We start from the raw sequence: 22,811 nt of genomic DNA, 5'->3' as shown, positions 1-22,811 counted from the left end.
TTGGATAAGTCAAAACTTATTTTAATAGTAGACGACAATGTTCATAATTTACAGGTATTAGGTAATATTTTGCTTAGTGAAGGTTACAACATAGCTGTAGCACAAAAGGGAAAAGATGTTTTGTCATTTGTTGAAAAAAAGATTCCAAATTTAATACTCATGGATATTGTCATGCCAGAGATAAGTGGGATCGAGGTGTGTAAAACATTGAAAAATGACCCAAAAACAAGAGATATTCCTATTATTTTTATAAGTGTTCACAAAGATACTGTAGAGAAAATAAAGGCATTTAGGGCAGGAGGTGTTGATTACATTACTAAGCCATTTCAAAAAGAGGAAGTGTTGGCAAGGGTTAGTGTCCATTTGGAACTTCAAAGGGCGCGGCAGGAGCTAAAAAAAATTAACCAGGAGTTAGAAGTAAGGATAAAAAAGAGGACAAAAGAGCTCCTTGAGGCCAATAAAAAATTAGAAGAAATGAATGTTGCCTTAAAAGTCCTTTTGGAAAAAAAACAGGAACATAAAGAGGATTTTGGGAAACAAATAGTCTATAATGTAGAACAGGTTGTTGAGCCTTTTTTGGATAAGTTAAAACAAACAAGATTAACAAATAAGCAGGTAGAAATTTTAAATATAATTGAACAAAAATTAAAAGAAATAGTATCTCCTTATCAGAGGACCTTAAGTCAGAGGTATGGACTCACCCCAACAGAATTACAGATAGTAGAACTAATTAGATCTGGTAAACCTACTAAGGAAATTGCAGAAATTTTGAACCTGTCCAAGAGGACAGTGGATACCCATAGACATAACATAAGAAAAAAACTCGGAATCCTAAATAAAAACATAAATCTTACCACCTATCTTTCATCTCTTGAAAGGGAATTTAATTAATACTTATATTACCTACGTATTATATACAAATTTTTCCAGTATTGCAGTTAGAGAAGTTTTTATTTAATAAAGTTTCGTATAATAAGAAAAAGATAATTGATAGGTGTTTTATTTTTTAACCAAAACCTTATGGAGGCTTGCTATGTCGGTAGATACTACTGTTGAGTCCTTTAAAGGGCACAGGTTGGCCGGGTGGCTTGATTGGCTTCAGATGTTAACAGGTTTAACTCTGGTGTGTTTTTTGTTTGCCCACATGTTATTTGTTGGAACTGTCCTTTTGGGGGCAAAGTCTTTTGATTTTGTGGCTGCTTTTTTTGAGAGAACTTACCTTGCACAGGTAGGAGGTCCTATTCTATTTTTTCTATTTTTGCTTCATGGCTTTTTGGGTGCCAGGAAGATGCCTTTTAGGACCAAGGAGCAGAAGTTGATTGTTCGTCATGCCAAGATGATGCACCACAGGGATACCTGGTTTTGGGTAATTCAGGCTATAACTGGTGCAATTTTGTTGGTAATTGCTTCAATTCATATGTGGACTGTTTTGTCAGACCTACCAATAACTGCTGCAAAGGGAGCACATGAACTTGAAACTGGTCTTTGGCTCATTTTTTACCTCCTTCTCATAATAGTAGGTGCACTCCATGGTTGTATTGGGCTCTATAGAATTGGAGTTAAATGGGGAGTGGTTACAAGAGCAAAAAGGACAAAGGCACTTAAATGTATATATTATTTGATTGGGGTGTATGTTGTTGTTGAGTTATTAAATTTACTTAGATTTTATTTTCTAAAAGTCTAACTTAAAAAAGAATAAGCGGGGTAAGGAAGATGCAGACCTTTTATACAGATATGTTGTGTATTGGTGGAGGTCTTGCTGGAGAAAGGGTAGCCATAGAGGCAGCTTCAGCAGGATTTAATTGTATAGTTTTGAGTTTAGTTCCCCCCAGGAGATCCCATTCCTGTGCTGCCCAGGGAGGTATGCAGGCAGCCCTTGGAAATTGTGCAATGGGTGAAGGAGATTCTCCAGATGTCCATTTTGAGGATACAGTAAAAGGATCAGACTGGGGATGTGATCAGGAGGTGGCAAGGCTTTTTGTGGATACTGCCCCAATTGTTATGAGGGAACTTGCTTTTTGGGGTGTTCCCTGGAATAGGGTGGTCCCAGGACCAGCTGTTTATTTTAAAGGCGGTCAAAAATTTGAGGTCTATGAAAAAGAAGAAAAGGCTGGTCTTATTACTGCACGCGCCTTTGGGGGTACTGCCAAGTGGAGGACCTGTTATACCTCAGATGGAACAGGTCATTCTGTTTTATACACCATGGACTGCAAGGCCCTGGAAGTTGGAGTAGAGGTTCACGATAGAGTTGAGGCCTTATCTCTAATTCACGATGGGGAGAATTGTTTGGGAGTAGTTGCAAGGTGCCTGAGGACCGGGGAACTGCTTGTATATTTTGCAAAAACAGTTTTAATTGCAACTGGCGGCTATGGGCGTATTTATAAACACACAACAAATGCAGTGATAAATCAGGGTACAGGTCTTATATTAGCCCTTGATACTGGAATCGTGCCCCTTGGGAATATGGAGGCAGTTCAGTTTCATCCAACAGGGATCGTTCCAACAGATATCCTGGTTACAGAAGGGTGCAGGGGTGATGGAGGAACCCTGCTAGATAAAAATGAATATAGATTTATGCCTGATTATGAGCCTGAGAAGGCAGAGCTTGCGTCCAGGGATGTTGTGTCAAGGCGCATGACAGAGCATATTAGAAAGGGTTTTGGGGTGAAGAGCCCTTATGGAGACCATTTGTGGCTTGATATTAGACATCTTGGAGAAAAGCACATTACCACAAAATTAAGAGAAGTATACGATATTTGTATGAATTTTCTTGGTATTAATCCTATTCATGAACTAATTCCTGTTAGGCCAACACAACATTACAGCATGGGTGGTGTTCGTACAAATAAAGATGGTGCTGCATATGGACTAAAAGGTCTCTTTGCAGCAGGTGAGGCAGCTTGTTGGGATCTACACGGATTTAACAGACTAGGTGGAAATTCCCTTGCTGAGACAGTTGTTGCAGGAAAGATTGTTGGAGAAAAGATCGTTGAATTCTTAAAAGGATATGAAGTTAATATTAAAACTTCATATGCAACAGCTGAGGTTAAAAAACAAAAAGAGCGTATTGAAAAATTAAAAAATTCATCTGGTGGTGAAAATGTATATAAGTTGCGCGATGAAATGCAGGAAATCATGATGGAGAAGGTTGGTATATTTAGAAATGAAAAGGATTTACAGGAGGCAGTGGACTCTCTCAGGACACTGCTTGATAGGAGTAAAAAATTGTCCCTTGCATCCAACGGGATTGGAGCAAATCCAGAGCTTGCTGAAGCGCTGAGACTTCCTGGGATGATTAAAGTAGCCCTTTGTATTGCCTATGGTGCTTTGCAGAGAAAAGAGAGCAGGGGTGCCCATTATCGTGAAGATTATCCATATAGAAATGATAAAGAGTGGTTAACCAGGACACTGGCTACATGGAAACAAGGGGATGATTTGCCAACTTTGGAATATGAACCTGCTTCAAAGGTATTTCATCTGCCCCCAGGTGACAGGGGCTATGGAGAAGGGAAGGTAATCCCATCAGACGAGGACGAAAAATCAGGTGATAATAAGTAAGTAAATTAAAAAATATTTAAAGAGAGAGGAGACCATGAGTAGAACACTTCATTTTGAAATATTCCGTTACAATCCAATGGATCCTGACTCAAAGCCTCATATGCAGACATATTATCTTGAAGAAAAGGACAATATGACTTTGTTTTTGGCCCTAAATGAAATAAGGGAGACACAGGATCCATCCCTTCAATTTGATTTTGTATGCAGGGCAGCAGTTTGTGGGTCCTGTGCAATGGTGATAAATGGGCGGCCTGGACTTGCCTGTAAAACCAAAACCAAGGACTTGCCAGATAAGATTGTCCTGCATCCACTCCCAGTTTTTAAATTGATTGGTGACCTTTCAGTGGATACAGGTACCTGGTTTAGAGGGGTTGCCAAAAAGATAGAGGCCTGGGTGCACACAACCAAGACCTTTGATCCAAATGCATTGGAAGAAAGGATGGATAATGATCTGGCCAACGAGATATTTGAATTGGATAGATGCATTGAATGTGGGTGTTGTATTGCAGCATGTGGAACCGCCAGGATGAGGGAAGATTTTCTTGGTGCTGCTACTATTAATAAAATAGCCAGATTTTACATAGATCCCAGGGACGAGAGGACAGATGAAGAGTACTTTGAAGTGATTGGTACAGATGAAGGTGTGTTTGGGTGTATGGGACTACTTGGTTGTGAAGATGTTTGTCCAAAACAGATTCCTCTTCAGGATCAACTGGGGATTATGAGAAGGAAGATGGCTATTGCATCCTTAGGCGGGAAGGTTGGTAAGTTATTTTCTGTATTTTCCAAGAAAAAAAAGTAGTGGAGATAGTTATGAGAGTTATTAATTCTGATGATATTTATTCTAAAATGAAACAGGTTATTTTAGAGGCAGGGTGCAACTTACCTAAGGATGTAGAAGAGGCTATTGAAAAGGCTTATAAAAATGAAACTCTAGATTCAGCAAAGGAAGTTCTATCTCAGCTCCTTGAAAACTCAAAGCTGGCCAGGGAGAGTAAACTACCTCTTTGTCAGGATACTGGTGTAGGAATATTTTTTGTAGAGATTGGAGATGAGGTCAAAATCCAGGGAGAGCACATATCAGATGTCTTAACAAGGGCAATGGTAGATGCATATAGAGAAGGATATTTTAGAAAATCCCTCTGTAACCCATTTTCTAGAAAAAATACTGGTGACAACACCCCTGCAATGATTCACTATGATTTGGTTAAAGGGGATAGTTTAAAGGTATTATTTATGGCAAAAGGTGGTGGGAGTGAGAACATGTCCAGGTGTACCATGTTGGCCCCTGCTGCTGGCTGGGAAGGGATTAAAGAATTTGTGGTAAAAAGGGTGGCTGAATCTGGTCCAAATCCATGTCCTCCAATAATAGTTGGTGTTGGTATTGGTGGAACCTTTGACTATGCTCCAATACTTGCGAAAAAGGCCTTATTTAGGCCCCTTAAAGATAGACATCCAGATGAGGACATAGCAAAGAAAGAAGAAGAGTTGCTTGACGCAATAAATCATCTTGGAATTGGTCCAATGGGTCTTGGAGGAAAGACCACTGCCCTGGGAGTAAAAATCAATGTTAAGGAGTGTCATATAGCCTCTCTGCCAGTTGCAGTAAATATTCAGTGTCATTCTGCAAGGTATAAGGAGGTAATTTTTTAGATGAATACATACAAGTTAAAAACCCCTTTAACAGATGAGGATATTTTAAAGCTAAAGGCTGGAGATGTGGTTTTAATTTCTGGTATAATTTATACAGCCAGGGATGCGGCCCACAAGAGGCTGATTGAATCAATTAATAGAGGAGAAGAACTACCTTTTCCCATACAAGGGTCGGTGATTTATTATGTAGGGCCGACCCCTCCCCCTCCTGGAAGACCAATTGGTTCTGCAGGGCCGACTACAAGTTATAGGATGGATCCATATGCCCCAACTTTGTATAAACTGGGTCTTAAAGCATCTATTGGAAAGGGAAAGCGTTCAGATGAGGTGAAAAAGGCCATGCAGGAATACAAGGGAGTATATCTTGGGGCAACAGGAGGTGCAGGGGCACTTTTATCTCAGAGAATAAAGGATGCCAAGGTATTAGCTTATGAAGATTTAGGTCCAGAGGCCGTGAGGGAACTAGTAGTTGAGGATTTTCCGACCTTAGTTATAAACGATGTATATGGTGGCGAACTTTACGTTAAACCAAAACTTTGATCATTAGGAGTTGTTTTCCCATGGATAGAAAGAAAAAAATAGTAGCAGCAATTTCTGCTGCTATATATATGTATCTTGAGCAAGAGGCGCTTGCTGTGTCCCAGATTACGCAGGCTCAAATACCAGTTATTCAGCCACAGGTGAATCTTCCCATTATCAGCCCTTGGTCTCTTGCTGGCAGAATGAGTATTATGGAAAGACGTTTTAATTGGCAATATCGTTTGTGTAAATTTTAATTTAAGGAGTATGTTATGGTAGAAAAACATGGAGTACTTGAGGCAGGTACCCTGGAAGATAAGGTAGAAGTCAAAAATCCAGTAAAGATACAGGACCTCACAATGAGGGACGGGCATCAGTCCCTATTTGCTACAAGGGCTTATTTAGAAGACCTTCTCCCAATTGCAGAAGAAATGGATAAAGTAGGGTTTTATTCTATGGAAGTGTGGGGTGGTGCTACATTTGATGCCTGTCATAGATTTTTGGGCGAAGATCCATGGGAGAGGTTGAGGCAGTTTAAAAAACACATCAAAAATACTCCACTCTCCATGCTTCTTAGGGGGCAAAATTTAGTAGGATACAGAAATTATGCAGATGATGTTGCAGAGGCCTTTGTTGAGAGATGTTGTGTAAATGGAATAGATATATTCAGGGTCTTTGATGCATTAAATGATTTTAGAAATTTTAAAACTGCAGTTAAGGTAATCAAAGAGAATGGAAAACACTTTCAAGGAAGTATTTGCTATTCCTTAACAGAGCAGAGAATGGGAGGACCTGTTTATAATCTACAGTATTACTTAGATAAGGCCAAAGAATTAGAGGATATGGGGGCTGATACCATATGTATAAAAGATATGGCAGGTCTTATGGCCCCTTATGATGCTTATGTTTTGATAAAGGCGTTAAAAGAGACTGTAAAAGTACCAATCCACCTCCACAGCCATTTTACTTCAGGTATGGCTGATATGACAATGCTCAAGGCCATTGAGGCAGGGGTTGATATTATTGATACATGTCTGTCTCCCTGGGCATACAGGACATCCCACCCAGCCGTGGAACCAATTGTAGTAGCACTAAAAGGCACAGATAGGGATACAGGCCTTGATTTAAGACAGTTAATTAAGTGTGCGAAACATTTTGAAGAGATTACACCAAAATACAGGCACCTACTCGATGACAGGATCTCTGTAATAGATGTAAATGTGCTTCTACATCAAACACCAGGTGGTATGTTGTCAAATTTAGTAAATCAACTCAGAGAAATGGATGCAATAGATAAATTAGAAGAAGTGTTTAAAGAATTGCCAAGAGTGAGAAAAGAACTTGGTCAGGTTCCCCTGGTCACTCCAACTTCTCAGATAGTTGGTACACAGACTGTAAATAACGTGCTCTTTGATACGCCTGATGAAAGGTATAAGATGATTACAGCCCAGGTCAAGGATTTATGTTATGGCCTTTATGGTAAGACTCCTGCTCCAATTGATCCTGAGGTCCAAAAGAAGGCCCTTAAAGGGTATCCTAGGGGTGAGACTCCATTTACTGGACGTCCTGCTGATATCCTTGAACCAGAGTTAGAAAAGGCCAAACAAGAGATCGGTGATCTGGCAAAAGATATGGATGATCTCCTCATATATGCCCTTTATCCCACTACTGGTAAAAAGTTTCTCAGGATAAAATATGGGCTTGAAGAGATGCCTGAAGAGATGAAGCCCAAGACAATGGAAGATGTAAAGAGGGAACAGGAGCTTATTGAAAAGGCCAAAAAGGGACTTTTGGTGGAAAAAGTGGAGAAAGAGGCCCCAGAGAAGAGTGCAAATCTCAGGACCTTTAATGTGTTTGTTGACGATGAATACTTTAAGGTAGAAGTGGATTCTGCAGATGGTCAGCCAATGATTACCCAGATAACACCAATGCCAGGGTTTATGCCAGGTATGGCTCAATCACAACAATCTCAACCAATGCAGCCTTCTCCACAAGCTCCTGCTCCAAAACCAGCTCCATCTGCTCCTAAAAAAGAAGAGCCAAAACAAGAGAAAAAGGCCGATGCGCCAGTTTCAGGTACACCAGTAGAGGCACCAATGCCTGGAATTATAATTAGACTTGAGAAAAATGTAGGTGATCAGGTAGAAGAAGGAGATGTCCTCCTCATCCTAGAGGCAATGAAGATGGAAAATTCAATCACAGCCCCAGCCTCTGGTGTGATTAAAGAGATCAGGGTGAAAGAAGGAGAAAATGTATCAAAGGGTCAGGTATTGGTTGTGATTGGTGAATAGTGAACAGTGATTCGTGATTAGTGATTCGTGAATGGGTGGATGGGTGGATGAGTGGACGGGTTGATGGGTGGACGATGCACCAATAATCGTGATTCGTGATTCGTGAATAGGAAGAGGGAACGGTGGCCAGTGATTCGTGATTGGTGATTCGTGATTTGTGAACAGGGCGTAGGGGCAAATTCCATATTTGCCCAATTGTAGGGGCAATTCATGAATTGCCCAGTTGATTTGCGATTTGTGAACAGGAAGAGGGAACGGTGAACAGGAAGAGGGAAGAACGGTGAACCACTACACCAATACACAAATACACTATTACACCAATACACCAATACACAAAATTTAAAGGAGTTATTTATGCATAAAAGAAAAAAGATTTCTATAATAGGTGGAGGAAATGTAGGAGCAACTGCAGCTCATTGGGCTGCCAGCAAAGAACTTGGAGATGTATGTCTATTGGACATAGTTGAGGGAATGCCCCAGGGAAAAGGGCTTGATTTGCGAGAGGCCTCTCCAATCGAAGGATTTGACTCAGACATAATTGGAACCAATGATTATCGGGATACAGCAGATTCTGATGTTGTTATAATCACTGCTGGTCTTGCAAGAAAGCCTGGAATGAGCCGTGATGACTTGCTGGCAAAGAATACAGAGATTGTAAAAGGAGTAACAGAGCAGGTTGCAAAGTACTCACCAAACGCTATCCTCATTGTGGTATCCAATCCTTTAGATGCCATGGTCTATGTTGCCCACAAGGTAAGTGGGTTTCCTACAAATAGGGTGGTTGGAATGGCTGGTATTTTGGATTCAGCCAGGTTCAGGACATTTATTTCAATGGAACTAAATGTATCAGTGGAAGATGTTACAGCATTTGTGCTTGGCGGACATGGAGATCAGATGGTACCTCTACCAAGGTATTCCACAGTTGCAGGCATCCCTATAACTAAGCTTTTGCCAAAGGAAAAGATAGATGCGATGGTTGAGAGAACCAGAAAAGGCGGAGGAGAGATAGTATCTCTGCTTAAAACAGGAAGTGCATTTTTTGCTCCATCAGCTGCTGCAGTACAAATGGCTGAATCTATTTTAAAGGACAAAAAACGTATTCTCCCCTGTGCTGCTTATTGTGATAAGGAGTACAATGTTGGTGGTTATTTTGTAGGGGTTCCTGTAAAACTTGGAGGAAATGGTGTAGAAGAAGTAATAGAAATAGAACTACTTCCAGAAGAGGAAGAGGCCTTTAAAAAGTCTGTTGAAGCAGTGAAAAATTTAGTGGCAAAGATAAAGATTTAGGAAATAATAAGGCCCATTTTATCTGGGCCTTAAAAATTTTGAAGTGGGGGCTTTTATGGGGGAGAAAAAAGTTTATAGGGTGCTTATTGGTAAACCAGGACTAGATGGTCATGATAGGGGGGCAAAGTGTATAGCTAGGGCACTTAGGGATAGTGGTTTTGAGGTTGTTTATACTGGAATTAGACGTACTCCTGAGGAAATAGCAATGGCGGCCATTCAAGAGGACGTGGACGTGGTTGGCCTATCATCCTTGTCTGGTGCCCATATGGAACTATTTTCAGAGGTAGTAGATGCCTTAAAAAAACATGGGGCATCGGATATACCAGTTATTGGCGGAGGGATAATTCCAGAAGAGGACATTGAAGAATTAAAGAAAAGAGGGATTAAAAAGGTATTTACTCCAGGTACTCCAATGGAAGAAATAATCAAAACCTTTAGAGAATTGTGTGAAAATAAATGAACATAGAACAAATAATTAAAGGAATAAAAGAAAGATCGCCCCGGGCCATTGCCAGGGCTATTACCATGGTGGAAAATGGGGATGTTTTAGTTGAAGATTTATTGTCTTCCCTGGACAAGGAGGCAATTGATAGTACAATGGTCTTTGGTATCACTGGTCCTCCTGGGGCTGGTAAATCCACCTTAACAGGAAAGATAGTCGGATACTGCAGGAAACTTGGCAAAAGGGTTGGTGTGATAGCTGTTGATCCCTCTTCTCCTTTGTCTGGTGGTGCAATCCACGGGGATAGAATAAGGATGATGGAACATTCCCTTGATATGGATGTTGTGATTAGGTCCATGGCCACCCGTGGTAGGTTGGGTGGGCTTTGTGCATCAGCAGGTGCAGTGTGCAGGATATTGGCATCTAGTGGATGTAATCCCATCATTATAGAGACTGTGGGAGTAGGACAGTCTGAGATAGATATAGTAAAGATTGCTGATGTAACCGCCCTTGTGTCTGCCCCAGGACTGGGTGACGATATTCAAGCCTTAAAGGCAGGACTTATGGAAGTGGCTGATGTTATGGTTGTGAATAAGGCAGACAAGCCTGAGGCACAGATGCTGGCTGTGGAATTAAATGAGATTGCCAGGGAAAAGGGAACAGAAGTAATACTTACAATTGCCTCTGAAGGGAAAGGGGTAGATAAGCTTTACCATGCAATGGAAAAAATTTACTTAGAAAATGAGAAAAAAGGGATAAAACAACAAAAGCGCATTGAATATAGAAAAAAGGAAATCACTGACTGGGTTATAGAGATGATACGAAGTGATATAGAGAAAAAGATAGATTCAGTGGATACAAATTTAGACAAAGATCCCAGGGTAGTGGCATCAAAGGTGGCATCAGAACTGAAAGATGTGCTTTTAAACTAAAATTTTTTAAGGAAAAAGGGGTGGGACATGTCAAATCATCCAAAATATAAAGAATGGGAAGAAAAGGTTTTATCAAAAGTTTTAGCAAGGTTCCCTGAGAGAAAAAAGGAATTTAAAACCACGGGAGGGCTTGATCTGCCCCGATTTGGACTTCCCAAAGAAATAGATGACGAATATTTGGAAAAGCTGGGATTTCCAGGCCAGTATCCCTTTACAAGGGGTGTGCAGCCCACAATGTACCGCTCCAGGCTGTGGACCATGAGGCAGTATGCTGGCTTTGCCACTGCCAAAGAGACCAATGAAAGGTATAAATATCTACTGGAGCAAGGACAGACAGGACTCTCTGTGGCCTTTGATCTACCCACCCAGATTGGATATGACTCTGACCATCCAATGAGCAAAGGAGAAGTTGGAAAGGTTGGAGTGGCAATAGATTCTTTAGCTGATATGGAGATTTTATTTGATCAGATCCCTTTGGATAAAGTTTCTACTTCCATGACCATTAATTCTCCAGCATCAATACTCCTTGCCATGTATGTGGCAGTTGGAGAAAAGCAAGGGGTTCCAAGGGAAAAGCTTAGGGGTACTATTCAAAATGATATTTTAAAAGAATATGTTGCCAGGGGAACATATATCTTTCCGCCAAGGCCATCACTTAGGATTATAACAAATATATTTGAGTGGTGCACTAAGAATACGCCACTTTTTAATACAATTTCTATTTCAGGTTATCATATCAGGGAAGCAGGTTCAACAGCTGTTCAGGAAGTGGCATTTACCCTGGCCAATGGATGTACATATGTTCAAACTGCAATTGATGCTGGGCTGGATGTAAATGTCTTTGGAAAAAGGCTTTCCTTTTTCTTTAACGCAACTACTGATATAATAGAAGAAGTTGCAAAATTCAGGGCAGCAAGGCGTATGTGGGCAAAGATCATGAAAGAGCGTTTTGGTGCAACAGATCCAAGGGCATGTATGCTCAGGTTTCATACCCAGACTGCTGGACATACCCTAACAGCCCAGCAAATTGACAATAATGTTGTTAGGGTGGCCCTGCAGGCATTGGCTGCAGTACTTGGTGGTACTCAATCCTTGCACACAAATTCCAAGGACGAGGCCCTTACCCTCCCAACAGAAGATTCTGTGAGAACTGCCCTGAGAACTCAGCAGATTATTGCCTATGAGTCTGGTGTGGCAAATTCAATAGATGTTTTGGGTGGTTCTTATCTAGTTGAACAGCTTACTGATAAGATAGAAGAAGATGCTTTTTCATTAATTCAAAAAATTGATGATATGGGAGGTGTGATATCTGCTATAGAGGCAGGATTTATCCAGAGACAGATAGAAGATTCTGCTTATGAATATCAAAGACAGATAGAGACTAAAGACAGGATAATTGTAGGAGTAAATGAATTTCAATCCAAAGATACTGTAAAAGTCCCAATTTTAAAGATAGATAAAGAAGTTGAAAAACGACAGGTAGAAAGGGTCAAAAAGGTAAGGGAACAGAGGGACAATTCTAAGGTAGAGGCATGTTTAAAGAGGTTAGAGGATGCTGCAAGGGGAGATGAGAACCTAATGGACCCAATCCTTGAAGCGGTTAAGGAATATGCCACTATTGGCGAAATTTGTGGGGTTTTGAGGGAAGTTTTTGGTGAATATAGGGATTAGTGAGATTAAATATATATTGTAAATAATAAACAAAAGGAGTTTGTATGGCCCTGACCACAGAAGAAAAGATAAAAAAACTAAAGGAACTGGAACAAGAAGTAATGAAAATGGGGGGAGAGGAGGCCATAAAAAAACATAAGGAAAAAGGTAAACTTACAGCAAGGGAAAGGTTGGATCTTTTATTTGATAACGGGACATTCCAAGAAGTTGATATGTTTGTAAAGCACAGGTGCACAAATTTTGGCATGGAAAAGGTGAATATACCTGCAGATGGGGTGGTTACTGGTTTTGGCCTTGTCAATGGGAGACCAGTTTGTGCCTATTCTCAAGATTTTACAGCCAGGGCTGGGAGCCTGGGAGAGATGCATGCAAAAAAGATCTGTAAGGTTATGGATCTGGCTTTGAAAGTAGGTGTTCCTGTGATTGGATTTAATGACTCTGGTGGTGCAAGGATCCAGGAAGGGGTGGATGCCTTATCTGGATATGGACAGATATTTTTCAGGAACTCAAATGCATCAGGTGTTATTCCTCAAATTTCTGCTATAATGGGTACAACTGCTGGCGGTGCTGTTTATTCCCCTGCAATGACAGATTTTATTTTTATGGTGAAAAAGACCAGTTTTATGTTTATAACAGGTCCACAGGTTATCAAGTCTGTGACAGGTGAGGAAGTGAGTTTTGAAGATTTGGGTGGCGCAATGGTCCATAATGAGAAAAGTGGAGTTGCTCATTTTGCATGCGAATCAGATGAAGACGCTATAATGAAAATAAAAAAATTGCTTTCATATTTGCCACTTAATAATATGGAAGATCCTCCATATGAGCCTCCAACAGATGCACCAAACAGGGAAGCACCTGAGTTAGATAAGATTATTCCAGATAACCCAAATCAGCCCTATGATATGAAGGAAGTTATAAGGGCAATTGTTGATAATGGAGAATTTTTTGAACCACATGAATACTATGCACAAAATATAGTGGTTTGTTTTGCCAGGTTAAATGGACATCCCATAGGAATCATTGCAAATCAACCCAAGGTATTTGCAGGCTGTTTAGATATCAATGCCTCTGATAAGGCAACAAGATTTATTAGATTTTGTGATGCCTTTAATATTCCTCTGCTAACAATAGCAGATGTTCCAGGTTACCTTCCTGGTACAGATCAAGAATGGGGTGGCATAATCAGACACGGGGCAAAACTTCTATGGTGTTATTCAGAAGCAACTGTGCCCAAGATGTTGCTTATTACAAGAAAGTCCTATGGTGGTGCGTACCTTGCTATGTGTTCTCGGGACCTAGGGGCGGATGTAGTGTATGCATGGCCTACAGCTGAGATAGCAGTAATGGGTGCTTCAGGTGCTGCGAATATAATATACAGAAAAGAGATAAAGGCTGCAGAGAATCCTGAAGAAAAGAGAAAGGAGAAGATTGCTGAATATGAAGAACTATTTGCTAATCCCTACAGGGCTGCTGAGAGGGGTTATATTGATGCAGTGATTCAGCCAAGAGCTACAAGACCAAAACTTGTTGCTGCACTGGAATTACTTAAGACCAAGAGAGATGCCAGGGCACCGAAAAAACATGGCAATATACCAATGTAAAATAAGAGGAGTAAAAATTGGTGTAGTGGTTAGTGGTGTAGTGGTATAGTGGTTTATTGGTTATTGGTATATTGGTTAGTGGTATAGTGGTGTAGTGGTTAGTGGTTATTGGTGTAGTGGTTCATTCCTTTTCCTATTCACTAATCACGAATCATTGCTCAACGTTCACTAATAAATGAGAGGAGTAAGATATGTTACAAAAAATAGACCATATTGGAATAGCAGTAAAATCTTTAGATGAAGCAGTAAGATTTTATGAAAATGCATTAGGGCTAAAGTGTGAGAAAATTGAGGAAGTTCCTACACAAAAGGTCAAGACAGCTTTTTTTGATATTGGAGGGGTTCATTTAGAGCTCCTTGAGCCCACTGCTGAAGATAGTCCCATTGCCAAATTTTTGCAGAGAAATGGAGAAGGCGTCCACCACATTGCATATTATAGTGATGATATTGCGGCACAATTAGCAAAGGCAAAGGATGCTGGATGTAAGCTCATAAATGAAGAACCTGTTCCAGGTGCTGGAGGCAAAAAGGTGGCATTTTTGCATCCTAAATCCACCCATGGAGTACTCACTGAATTTTGTTCTAAAGAATAGAAAGTTGTATGAGGTAAATGATAGGTGCGTAAAAAGGCTAGTTAAGTGAATGGGAAATCTAAAATGGAAAAGTAAAATTTAAAAGGTGGATATCCATGAAAATACATGAGTATCAGGCAAAAGAGATATTTAAAAAATACAGCATACCTGTTCCAAAAGGAAAGGTGGCCTTTACAAAACAAGAGGTAATAGATGCTGCAAAGGAGCTTGGTGCCTTTCCAGTGGTTATAAAGGCACAGGTGCATGCTGGAGGCAGGGGAAAGGCAGGTGGTGTAAAACTGGCCAATTCTCTCGATGAAGTCTCTCAATTAGCAGATTCTATGCTCAATATGGTTTTAGTTACCCACCAAACTGGTCCACAAGGTAAGGTGGTGAGAAAAGTATTGGTGGAAGAGGGATTAAACATTGAGAAAGAATACTATATGGCAGTTGTAATGGATCGTTCTTCAGAAAAGATAGTGATAATGGCAAGCGAAGCTGGTGGTATGGACATAGAAGAGGTGGCAGAAAAAAGTCCTGAAAAGATAATAAAGGTCTTTATTGATCCATTAATAGGCATAAGTGGCCACAATTTGAGGAACATAGCCTTTGGGTTAAATATTGAGAAAGAGTTACAAAAGCCCCTTATGGCCATAGTAAAATCCCTTTACTCAATATTTGTAGACCTTGATTGTTCCCTTGTTGAAATAAATCCTCTTATTTTAACTAAGGAAGGTAAGTGGATAGCTTTAGATGCAAAAATAAACTTTGACGATAATGGTCTTTTTAGGCATAAGGAGATAATGGAGCTAAGAGATATACAAGAAGAGGATCCATTAGAGGTTGAGGCGTCAAAATACGGTTTAAATTACATTAAATTAGATGGAAATGTTGGAAATATTGTAAATGGAGCTGGCCTTGCAATGGCTACCATGGACTTGATTAAAAGGGCTGGGGCCGAACCAGCTAATTTCTTAGATGTTGGTGGTGGTGCCAGCGCTGAGATGGTAGAAAATGGATTCAAAATTTTACTCAGCGATAAGAATGTAAAGGCAATATTAATTAATATATTTGGTGGAATTTTGAGGTGCGATGTACTTGCAGAAGGTGTGGTTGCAGCAGCCAAAAAGGTCGGAGTGCATGTGCCTGTGGTGGTGAGAATGGAAGGTACCAATGCTGAGAAAGGACGGGAAATTTTGCTAAATTCAGGGTTGAATTTAAAAACTGCTAAAGACTTAAAAGAGGCTGCAAAGATGATTGCAGAGGTAGTATAAGGAGTAGGCCATGAGTATATTTGTTAACAAAGATACCAGGGTAGTAGTTCAGGGTATAACAGGAAAAGAAGGTAGTTTTCATGCAAGACAGTGTATTAGCTATGGGACTAAGGTGGTTGCAGGGGTGACTCCTGGAAAAGGCGGAATGAAGATGGACGATGTTCCTGTTTTTAATACTGTGATGGAAGCAAAAGAGAAAACTGGGGCAAATTGTTCTTTAATATTTGTGCCACCAGCCTTTGCAGCAGATGCTATTTTAGAGGCGATAGATGCAGGAATTGAAGTGATTGTCGCAATAACTGAGGGGATTCCTGCGCTGGATATGCTCAAGGTAAAAAATTATTTAAGGGGTAAAAAGTGCAGGTTAATTGGGCCAAATTGTCCTGGAATTATTACCCCTGGTGAGTGTAAAGTAGGCATTATGCCAGGTCACATCCATAAACCAGGTGGACCAATTGGAGTTGTTTCCAGATCTGGAACACTGACATATGAAGTTGTGTATCAACTCACACAAATGGGTATTGGACAGACCACCTGTCTTGGTATTGGAGGGGACCCTATAATAGGCACAAATTTTATAGATGCACTGGCGGCCTTTGAACAAGATGAAGATACCAAAGGGGTAGTTATGGTGGGAGAGATTGGAGGAGATGCAGAAGAGAGGGCTGCTGAGTTTATTAAAAAAAATATGACTAAGCCAGTTGTTGGATTTATAGCTGGGCTTACAGCACCTCCTGGCAGGAGAATGGGACATGCAGGAGCTATTATTAGTGGTAAAAAGGGAACTGCCAAGGCAAAGATCGCAGCTTTAAAGGAGGCTGGTATTGCTGTTTGTGAAGATCTGGGATCCTTTGGTGAATTTGCCAAGGAGGTGTTTGGTCTATAAAATTTGGTGTCTGGTTTTTTTAAGTTTTTATAAACCTTATAGAAAGGAGGGGAAGATGGGTAAGCTTTTTTTAAGAGATTACAAGAAAATGTGGGAGTACGCAAAGAATGATCCTGAAGGATTCTGGAATGAGGCAGCTGTATGGTGTATGAACAATATTCACTGGTTTAAACCATGGGAAAAGACCTTTGTTTGGGAGTATCCCACATTTAGATGGTTTGTTGGTGGAACAACAAATATCTGTTATAATTGTTTGGATTATAAGATTCTCAAAGGGTATGGAGATAAGCCCGCATTTATTGAAATTAGTGGAGAGAGGGGAGAAGACAGGATCCTCACCTATAAGGAACTCCTTGAGTTAGTGGAAAAGTATGCTGCTGCTTTGAGGGGTGTGGGTGTGGAAAAGGGCGATAGGGTAATGCTCTATATGCCCATGTCTGCCGATGCTGCAGCTGCAATGCTGGCCTGTGCTAGGATTGGTGCCATCCATGTAGCAGTATTCGCTGGTTTTTCTTCAAAGGCTATAGCAGACAGGATAGATCTAACAAAACCAAAGGTTGCCCTTGTTCAGGATATTGGATCCAGGGCAGGAAAGATGGTTTCTCTAAAAGATATGTTTGATAAAGGCCTGCAGATGGCTGATTACAAGGTTGGTACAGTGGCTGTATTCTCAAGGCCTGGGTACAAGGTTGGTGAATATTCCGTTAACATGGAAAAGGGCAGAGATATTACTTGGGAAGAGTTTTTAAATGGAGGAGAAGGACAGGATGGAGGATATGTAGAACTTGAGGCTAATGAACCACTCTTTATACTTCCGACATCAGGCACAACAAAAAAACCAAAACCAACTGTACAACGGCACGGCGGATATCAGATCTATATTTATTGTATGGGACAGTGGATCTATGGAAGAAAACCAGAAGATGTGTGGTTCTGTACCTCTGATATAGGATGGATTGTTGGACACAGCTACAATGTTTATGAACCACTTTTAGCTGGTTGTACTTCTATTCTTTATGAAGGTACGCCAAATTATCCTGAAAAGGATATGTGGTGGGCTATTATTGAGAAATATAAGGCAACTGGCTGGTGGATATCCCCAACAGGTGCTCGGGCCCTTTTGATGCTTGGAATTGAACAGGCGGAAAAGCACGACCTCTCCTCTCTTGAGAGGGTGTTTAGTGCTGGTGAGGTCTTAAATCCACCAGTCTGGGAATGGCTCCAGAAAAAGGTTTTTAAGGATAGAATCCCTGTAATTGACCACATGTGGCAGACAGAATCTTCAGGTCCACTTTTTGCCAATCCATATGGACTTCAACTATTTCCAATAAAACCAGGATCTGCAACATATCCTGTTCCTGGCATTGTCCCAGAGGTGGTAGATGAACTCACAGGCAGAACTTTACTGCCAGGCGAAAAAGGCACAATGATAATTAAAAGACCATGGCCTGGTTTAACAGCCACATTGTGGGAAAATCCAGAGCAATATAAGGATGAGTATTGGGAAAATACTTTGGCCACAACTGGTTCTTACTATTGTGGTGATGCTGCGACAATAGATGAAGACGGATATGTGTGGTTCTCCGGACGTGCAGATGAGGTTATCAAGATTTCAGACCACAGAATAGGGACAATTGAGGTTGAAAGCGCCCTTGTAAATCATCCAGCTGTTGGTGAGGCTGCAGTTGTTGGAGTGCCTGATGAGCTCAGGGGACAGATATGTCTCGGGTTGGTAGTACTTAAATCTGGATATGAGCCTTCAGAAGAATTGGAAAAAGAACTTATAGCATACGTAAGAAATGCCCTGGGTCCAATAGTGGTATTTAAAGGCATTGAATTTGTTGATATACTTCCAAAGACTAGAAGTGGTAAGATCATGAGAAGGGTACTTAAAAAGGTATGGAGTAATGAAGATATTGGTGATATTTCTACAATAGAAGAAGAGGCATCTGTTGAAGAAGTAAAAGAAGCACTTGCTAAATTAGGTAAATAGCGAGAATTAGGGCCAGTTTATAGCTGGCCCTTGATTAAAAAATAAAAAACACAATTTTAATGTGCATTGACTTTGTCAATTTATGTTAAAATTGTGTTGACAAAAAATGGATATTTAATGTAATATAGGTCCAACTATAAAATTTATATTGGAGAATCATAATGAAAAAATTTGTTCAAAAATTAGAATTAAATAGACAAGATGTTTATAAGGATGCAAAGATTGCTGATTATGGTAAGAGGGAAGTAGATTTTAAAGGAATGGGAAAGGTCAAGAAAAAATTGCAATACAAAGCAAGGGAAGTTGTATGTGTTGAAGCCTGTAGAACTCCATTTGGAAGATTTGGTGGAAAATTAAAACAATATGATGCTCCCCAGCTAGGTGCATTGGCAATAAAGGAAGTTTTAAGAAGAGTATCAGACAAGATAAATGTAGAGGACATAGATTATGTAATTATGGGGCAGGTAGTGCCTGCTGGCTGTGGTCAGGTCCCTGCCAGACAGGCCGCGATTTTGGCAGGTCTTCCTGAGTATATTCCTTCTATTTCCATAAATAAAGTCTGTTCTTCTGGGATAAAGGCCATTGATTTAGGTGTTCAGCTCATTCAAACAGGACGTGCAGAGATAGTGATTGCAGGTGGGATGGAATCCATGTCCAACTGTCCTTTTGCCTTAAAAAATATGAGGTGGGGACATAGAATGGGTCTTCCAAATGCAGATGTTCTAGATCTTATGGTTTATGATGGTCTGTGGGATCCTTTTTATAACCGTCACATGGCCATCCACGGTTCTGAAACCAGTGATGAATTTGGTTTTACAAGGCAGGATAATGACCAGTGGGCGTATCGTTCTCAAATGACTGCAAAGCGTGCAATGGAAGAGGGTAGATTGGATGACGAGCTATTTGGAGTGGAAGTGAAGGTGGGGAAAAATATTGAAGTATTTGATACAGATGAACAGCCAAGGCCCAATACTACCCTGGAAACTTTAGCCAAGTTGCCCCCTGTATTTAATCACAAGTCAACAGTAACAGGTGAGCCTGGTTCAATTACTGCTGGGAATGCACCAGGTATAAATGATGGAGCAGGTGTTTGTCTTTTGATGAGCAGGGAGATGGCCGAAGAACTAGGGCTTAAAATACTTTTTAGTGTGATGGATTATGCAGAAGTATCACAGCCAACCAAAGATATTGCCCTGGTTCCTGGTCTGTCTATTAAGAAGGTTTTGGACCAAAATGACCTGAATATTAAGGATATTGATTTAATAGAGATAAATGAGGCCTTTGCAGCAGTGACCCTTATTAGTGGTAGAAGAGTCTTGGGTCTGTCAAAAGAAGAAATGGACAAAAAAGTGAATGTAAATGGTGGTGCTATTGCATATGGTCATCCCATTGGGGCTACAGGGGCGAGGATTGTAATGACCCTTGCATATGAGCTTAAGAGAAGAGGAGGAGGAGTTGGGGTTTGTGGTATTTGCTCAGGCCTTGCCCAGGGAGATGCAATGTTAATTAAGGTAGAGGGTTAATTAAAATTAAATTAAATGGAGGTAATTTTATGGATATAAAAAAGATAATGGTAGTTGGTGCAGGTCAAATGGGCAATGGGATAGCTCAGGTATCAGCCCAGGCTGGATATGAAGTAGTTTTAAATGACATAACAATGGAATTGGCTGAAAAGGGATTAAATAATATTAAGAAGATCTTGAGTAAAAATGTGTCCAAGGGAAAGATTAGCGAGGATGAGAAAGACAAGATTTTATCAAGGATTACCTTATCAGATAAACTTGATCCTGCCAAAGAATGTGATCTTGTTATTGAGGCGGTTATTGAAAAGATGGATATTAAGGCAAAGGTGTTTTCAGAACTAGACAGACTGGCCCCAGAGCATGCAATTTTAGCAACAAACACATCTTCTCTGCCAATTACCCAGATCGCTGCGTGTACAAATAGGCCAGAGAAGGTAATTGGTATGCATTTTATGAATCCTGTGCCAGTTATGAAATTGGTGGAGATAATTAATGGATTAGAAACTGCTCCAGAGGTGACTGAGACCATTAAGCAGGTATCTGAGAAGATGGGTAAGGTCCCTGTTGAGTGTAAGGATGTTCCTGGTTTTGTTTCAAATAGGGTACTAATGGTTATGATAAATGAGGCCATATGGGAACTCTATGAAGGGGTGGCAACAAAAGAGGGTATAGACAATATTATGAAACTTGGAATGAATCATCCAATGGGACCTCTGGCTCTGGCAGACTTAATTGGTCTTGATACAGTGCTTGCAATATTAAACGTGCTGGTTGAAGGCTATGGTGATCCCAAATATAGGCCATGTCCATTACTGAAGTCCTATGTTGCTGCTGGTAGATTGGGGAGAAAGACAGGAAAAGGATTTTATGAATATGAATAAATTTTTTAGGAGTGGTTTTTATGTTAAAATATTTTGCAGAAGAACTTTTAAATAAGTGTTCTTCTCTAAGAAAGAAGTGGGAAGATGAAGTTAAGAAATTAATTGCAAAAAGGCCAGAGAGGAAAGAAAGGTTTTCCACGGTATCAGATCATGAAATAAAGAGGCTTTATACACCTGAAGATATAAAGGATTTAGACTTTGAAAAGGATATTGGTTTTCCTGGTCAATATCCCTATACAAGGGGAATCCACCATACTGGATATAGGGGGAGGATCTGGACATACAGGATGTTTTCAGGTCTTGGCACTGCCAAGGATACCAATGAAAGGTGGCATTTACTTTTAAAGGAAGGACAAACTGGCCTTAGCACTGCCTTTGATTTCCCAACTCTCATGGGATATGACTCAGACAGTCCAAGATCAGCTGGTGAAGTTGGAAAGTGTGGTGTTGCAATTGATACATTGGAAGATTTTCTTGTCCTGGTTGATGGGATTCCCCTTGGAGAAGTGACCACTTCCATGACCATAAATCCTCCTGCTACAGTAATGTGGTCCATGTATATTGCGTGTGCCAAAAAGCAGGGCGTTCCTTTAGATAAAATAGGTGGAACAATACAAAATGACATGTTAAAAGAGTTTATTGCCCAGAAGACCTTTATGCTTCCACCTGAGCCATCCATGAAATTAATCAGCGATACCATTGAATTTGGGACAAAATATGTGCCCAAGTGGAATACAATATCCATATCTGGTTATCACATAAGGGAAGCAGGATCTACAGCAGTACAGGAGCTGGCTTTTACTTTGAGGGATGGCATGGAATACGTTGAGCATGCCATGAAGACCAAGAAGTTAGATCCAGATGAATTTGCACCACGGCTTTCATTTTTCTTTAACTCTCATATAGATTTCTTTGAAGAGATCTGTAAGATGAGGGCTGCAAGAAAGATATGGGCCCATGTGATGAGATACAGATATAAGGCCAAGAATCCACGCTCCTGGTGGATGAGGTTCCATACACAGACAGCGGGATGTTCTTTGACTGCTCAACAACCATATAACAATGTAGTTAGGACCGCAGTAGAAGCGTTGGCAGCAGTACTTGGTGGAACTCAATCCCTGCATACAAATTCTTTAGATGAAGTATATTGTTTGCCAACAGAACATGCAGTGCAAATAGCGCTCAGGACTCAGCAGATAATTGCAGAAGAAACAGGTGTTGCCAATACAATAGATCCATTGGCAGGGTCATACTTTGTTGAAAAATTGACCAAAGAGATGGAAGAGGCGGCATGGGAATATATTGAAAAGATAGATAATATGGGTGGTATGCTGGCTGCAATTGAGCAGGGATATCCCCAGATGGAGATAGCAAATGCGGCATATAAGTTCCAGCAACAGGTGGAAAATGGGGAAAAGGTAGTTGTTGGAGTAAATAAGTATGTTACAGAGGAGCTGCAGGAGATACCTATTTTAGAGATAGATGAAAGGGTTGAGAAGGAACAGCTAAAAAGGCTTGAGGAGGTCAAGAGGAGAAGGGATGATAAGGCTGTAAAAAAGGCCCTGGATAATCTTAGAAATGCCTGTAAAAAAGATGAGAATGTTATGCCATATTGTATTGAAGCTGTTGAGGCATTGGCTACAGAACAGGAAATATGTGATGTATATAGGGAAGTATATGGAGTATATAGGGATCCTGGATTTTTTTAAGATAAAAAGCACAATTCCC

20 protein-coding genes are annotated in these 22,811 nt (G+C 40.5%); all 20 read left to right on the top strand.

Translation table 11 applies throughout. The features are described 5' to 3' along the window. The coding region (locus ACY2V1_RS07520) for a response regulator (RefSeq protein ID WP_461834183.1) at positions 1-891 on the top strand (891 nt) is incomplete at its 5' end. 142 nt (positions 892-1,033) lie between these two features. After that, positions 1,034-1,684, top strand: a complete 651-nt coding sequence (locus ACY2V1_RS07515) for a succinate dehydrogenase/fumarate reductase transmembrane subunit (protein WP_461834182.1) — start codon at positions 1,034-1,036, stop codon at positions 1,682-1,684. A 29-nt stretch (positions 1,685-1,713) separates the two neighbouring features. Beyond that, complete coding sequence (locus ACY2V1_RS07510; RefSeq protein WP_461834181.1) at positions 1,714-3,558, top strand: fumarate reductase flavoprotein subunit; 1,845 nt, start codon at positions 1,714-1,716, stop codon at positions 3,556-3,558. Positions 3,559-3,592: 34 nt separating this feature from the next. After that, positions 3,593-4,360, top strand: coding sequence for a fumarate reductase iron-sulfur subunit (locus ACY2V1_RS07505; protein WP_461834180.1), 768 nt, complete (start codon positions 3,593-3,595; stop codon positions 4,358-4,360). 11 nt (positions 4,361-4,371) lie between these two features. After that, the gene (locus ACY2V1_RS07500; protein WP_461834179.1) at positions 4,372-5,211 is read left to right on the top strand and encodes a fumarate hydratase; all 840 of its coding nucleotides are present in this window, start codon (positions 4,372-4,374) and stop codon (positions 5,209-5,211) included. Next, the gene (locus ACY2V1_RS07495; RefSeq protein ID WP_461834178.1) at positions 5,212-5,751 is read left to right on the top strand and encodes a Fe-S-containing hydro-lyase; all 540 of its coding nucleotides are present in this window, start codon (positions 5,212-5,214) and stop codon (positions 5,749-5,751) included. Positions 5,752-5,771: 20 nt separating this feature from the next. Then, complete coding sequence (locus ACY2V1_RS07490) at positions 5,772-5,987, top strand: hypothetical protein (RefSeq protein WP_461834177.1); 216 nt, start codon at positions 5,772-5,774, stop codon at positions 5,985-5,987. Between the two features lie 15 nt (positions 5,988-6,002). Further along, positions 6,003-8,021 carry a pyruvate carboxylase subunit B gene (locus ACY2V1_RS07485; protein WP_461834176.1) on the top strand — a complete coding sequence of 673 codons (2,019 nt, stop codon included), beginning with the start codon at positions 6,003-6,005 and terminating at the stop codon, positions 8,019-8,021. Between the two features lie 354 nt (positions 8,022-8,375). Further along, on the top strand, positions 8,376-9,308 hold the full coding sequence (gene mdh / locus ACY2V1_RS07480; RefSeq protein ID WP_461834175.1) for a malate dehydrogenase: 933 nt from the start codon (positions 8,376-8,378) through the stop codon (positions 9,306-9,308). 55 nt (positions 9,309-9,363) lie between these two features. Next, positions 9,364-9,768, top strand: coding sequence for a cobalamin B12-binding domain-containing protein (locus ACY2V1_RS07475; RefSeq protein WP_461834174.1), 405 nt, complete (start codon positions 9,364-9,366; stop codon positions 9,766-9,768). Next, positions 9,765-10,682 (top strand): methylmalonyl Co-A mutase-associated GTPase MeaB, encoded by a 918-nt coding sequence (gene meaB / locus ACY2V1_RS07470; RefSeq protein WP_461834173.1) that lies wholly within the window; start codon positions 9,765-9,767, stop codon positions 10,680-10,682. The genes ACY2V1_RS07475 and meaB overlap by 4 nt, the downstream gene beginning before the upstream one ends. A 27-nt stretch (positions 10,683-10,709) precedes the next feature. After that, positions 10,710-12,353: an acyl-CoA mutase large subunit family protein gene (locus ACY2V1_RS07465; RefSeq protein ID WP_461834172.1), complete on the top strand. Its 1,644-nt coding sequence runs from the start codon at positions 10,710-10,712 to the stop codon at positions 12,351-12,353. A 44-nt stretch (positions 12,354-12,397) separates the two neighbouring features. Beyond that, positions 12,398-13,954, top strand: coding sequence for an acyl-CoA carboxylase subunit beta (locus ACY2V1_RS07460; RefSeq protein WP_461834171.1), 1,557 nt, complete (start codon positions 12,398-12,400; stop codon positions 13,952-13,954). Between the two features lie 191 nt (positions 13,955-14,145). Next, on the top strand, positions 14,146-14,547 hold the full coding sequence (mce, locus tag ACY2V1_RS07455; protein ID WP_461834170.1) for a methylmalonyl-CoA epimerase: 402 nt from the start codon (positions 14,146-14,148) through the stop codon (positions 14,545-14,547). 95 nt (positions 14,548-14,642) lie between these two features. After that, positions 14,643-15,800 carry an ADP-forming succinate--CoA ligase subunit beta gene (gene sucC, locus ACY2V1_RS07450; protein WP_461834169.1) on the top strand — a complete coding sequence of 386 codons (1,158 nt, stop codon included), beginning with the start codon at positions 14,643-14,645 and terminating at the stop codon, positions 15,798-15,800. A gap of 10 nt (positions 15,801-15,810) precedes the next feature. Next, complete coding sequence (sucD, locus tag ACY2V1_RS07445) at positions 15,811-16,686, top strand: succinate--CoA ligase subunit alpha (protein ID WP_461834168.1); 876 nt, start codon at positions 15,811-15,813, stop codon at positions 16,684-16,686. A gap of 55 nt (positions 16,687-16,741) precedes the next feature. Then, a complete protein-coding gene (locus ACY2V1_RS07440; protein WP_461834167.1) occupies positions 16,742-18,679 on the top strand; it encodes an acetate--CoA ligase in 1,938 nt (645 codons plus the stop codon). A gap of 161 nt (positions 18,680-18,840) precedes the next feature. Then, positions 18,841-20,202 (top strand): thiolase family protein, encoded by a 1,362-nt coding sequence (locus ACY2V1_RS07435; RefSeq protein WP_461834166.1) that lies wholly within the window; start codon positions 18,841-18,843, stop codon positions 20,200-20,202. A 29-nt stretch (positions 20,203-20,231) separates the two neighbouring features. Next, positions 20,232-21,083, top strand: coding sequence for a 3-hydroxyacyl-CoA dehydrogenase family protein (locus ACY2V1_RS07430; protein WP_461834165.1), 852 nt, complete (start codon positions 20,232-20,234; stop codon positions 21,081-21,083). 20 nt (positions 21,084-21,103) lie between these two features. Next, positions 21,104-22,792 (top strand): acyl-CoA mutase large subunit family protein, encoded by a 1,689-nt coding sequence (locus ACY2V1_RS07425; RefSeq protein ID WP_461834164.1) that lies wholly within the window; start codon positions 21,104-21,106, stop codon positions 22,790-22,792. Positions 22,793-22,811 lie beyond the last annotated feature (19 nt).

The sequence above is a fragment of the Desulfothermus sp. genome (assembly GCF_053993635.1).
The sequence above is the reverse complement of the archived record's forward strand: the minus strand, read 5'-3'. Positions and strand labels throughout refer to the sequence as shown.

Bases quoted from the DNA above. Each gene is read 5' to 3' on its own strand.
- ACY2V1_RS07515 (WP_461834182.1), top strand. From the start codon at position 1,034: ATGTCGGTAGATACTACTGTTGAGTCCTTTAAAGGGCACAGGTTGGCC.
- ACY2V1_RS07510 (WP_461834181.1), top strand. From the start codon at position 1,714: ATGCAGACCTTTTATACAGATATGTTGTGTATTGGTGGAGGTCTTGCT.
- ACY2V1_RS07505 (WP_461834180.1), top strand. From the start codon at position 3,593: ATGAGTAGAACACTTCATTTTGAAATATTCCGTTACAATCCAATGGAT.
- ACY2V1_RS07500 (WP_461834179.1), top strand. From the start codon at position 4,372: ATGAGAGTTATTAATTCTGATGATATTTATTCTAAAATGAAACAGGTT.
- ACY2V1_RS07495 (WP_461834178.1), top strand. From the start codon at position 5,212: ATGAATACATACAAGTTAAAAACCCCTTTAACAGATGAGGATATTTTA.
- ACY2V1_RS07490 (WP_461834177.1), top strand. From the start codon at position 5,772: ATGGATAGAAAGAAAAAAATAGTAGCAGCAATTTCTGCTGCTATATAT.
- ACY2V1_RS07485 (WP_461834176.1), top strand. From the start codon at position 6,003: ATGGTAGAAAAACATGGAGTACTTGAGGCAGGTACCCTGGAAGATAAG.
- mdh (WP_461834175.1), top strand. From the start codon at position 8,376: ATGCATAAAAGAAAAAAGATTTCTATAATAGGTGGAGGAAATGTAGGA.
- ACY2V1_RS07475 (WP_461834174.1), top strand. From the start codon at position 9,364: ATGGGGGAGAAAAAAGTTTATAGGGTGCTTATTGGTAAACCAGGACTA.
- meaB (WP_461834173.1), top strand. From the start codon at position 9,765: ATGAACATAGAACAAATAATTAAAGGAATAAAAGAAAGATCGCCCCGG.
- ACY2V1_RS07465 (WP_461834172.1), top strand. From the start codon at position 10,710: ATGTCAAATCATCCAAAATATAAAGAATGGGAAGAAAAGGTTTTATCA.
- ACY2V1_RS07460 (WP_461834171.1), top strand. From the start codon at position 12,398: ATGGCCCTGACCACAGAAGAAAAGATAAAAAAACTAAAGGAACTGGAA.
- mce (WP_461834170.1), top strand. From the start codon at position 14,146: ATGTTACAAAAAATAGACCATATTGGAATAGCAGTAAAATCTTTAGAT.
- sucC (WP_461834169.1), top strand. From the start codon at position 14,643: ATGAAAATACATGAGTATCAGGCAAAAGAGATATTTAAAAAATACAGC.
- sucD (WP_461834168.1), top strand. From the start codon at position 15,811: ATGAGTATATTTGTTAACAAAGATACCAGGGTAGTAGTTCAGGGTATA.
- ACY2V1_RS07440 (WP_461834167.1), top strand. From the start codon at position 16,742: ATGGGTAAGCTTTTTTTAAGAGATTACAAGAAAATGTGGGAGTACGCA.
- ACY2V1_RS07435 (WP_461834166.1), top strand. From the start codon at position 18,841: ATGAAAAAATTTGTTCAAAAATTAGAATTAAATAGACAAGATGTTTAT.
- ACY2V1_RS07430 (WP_461834165.1), top strand. From the start codon at position 20,232: ATGGATATAAAAAAGATAATGGTAGTTGGTGCAGGTCAAATGGGCAAT.
- ACY2V1_RS07425 (WP_461834164.1), top strand. From the start codon at position 21,104: ATGTTAAAATATTTTGCAGAAGAACTTTTAAATAAGTGTTCTTCTCTA.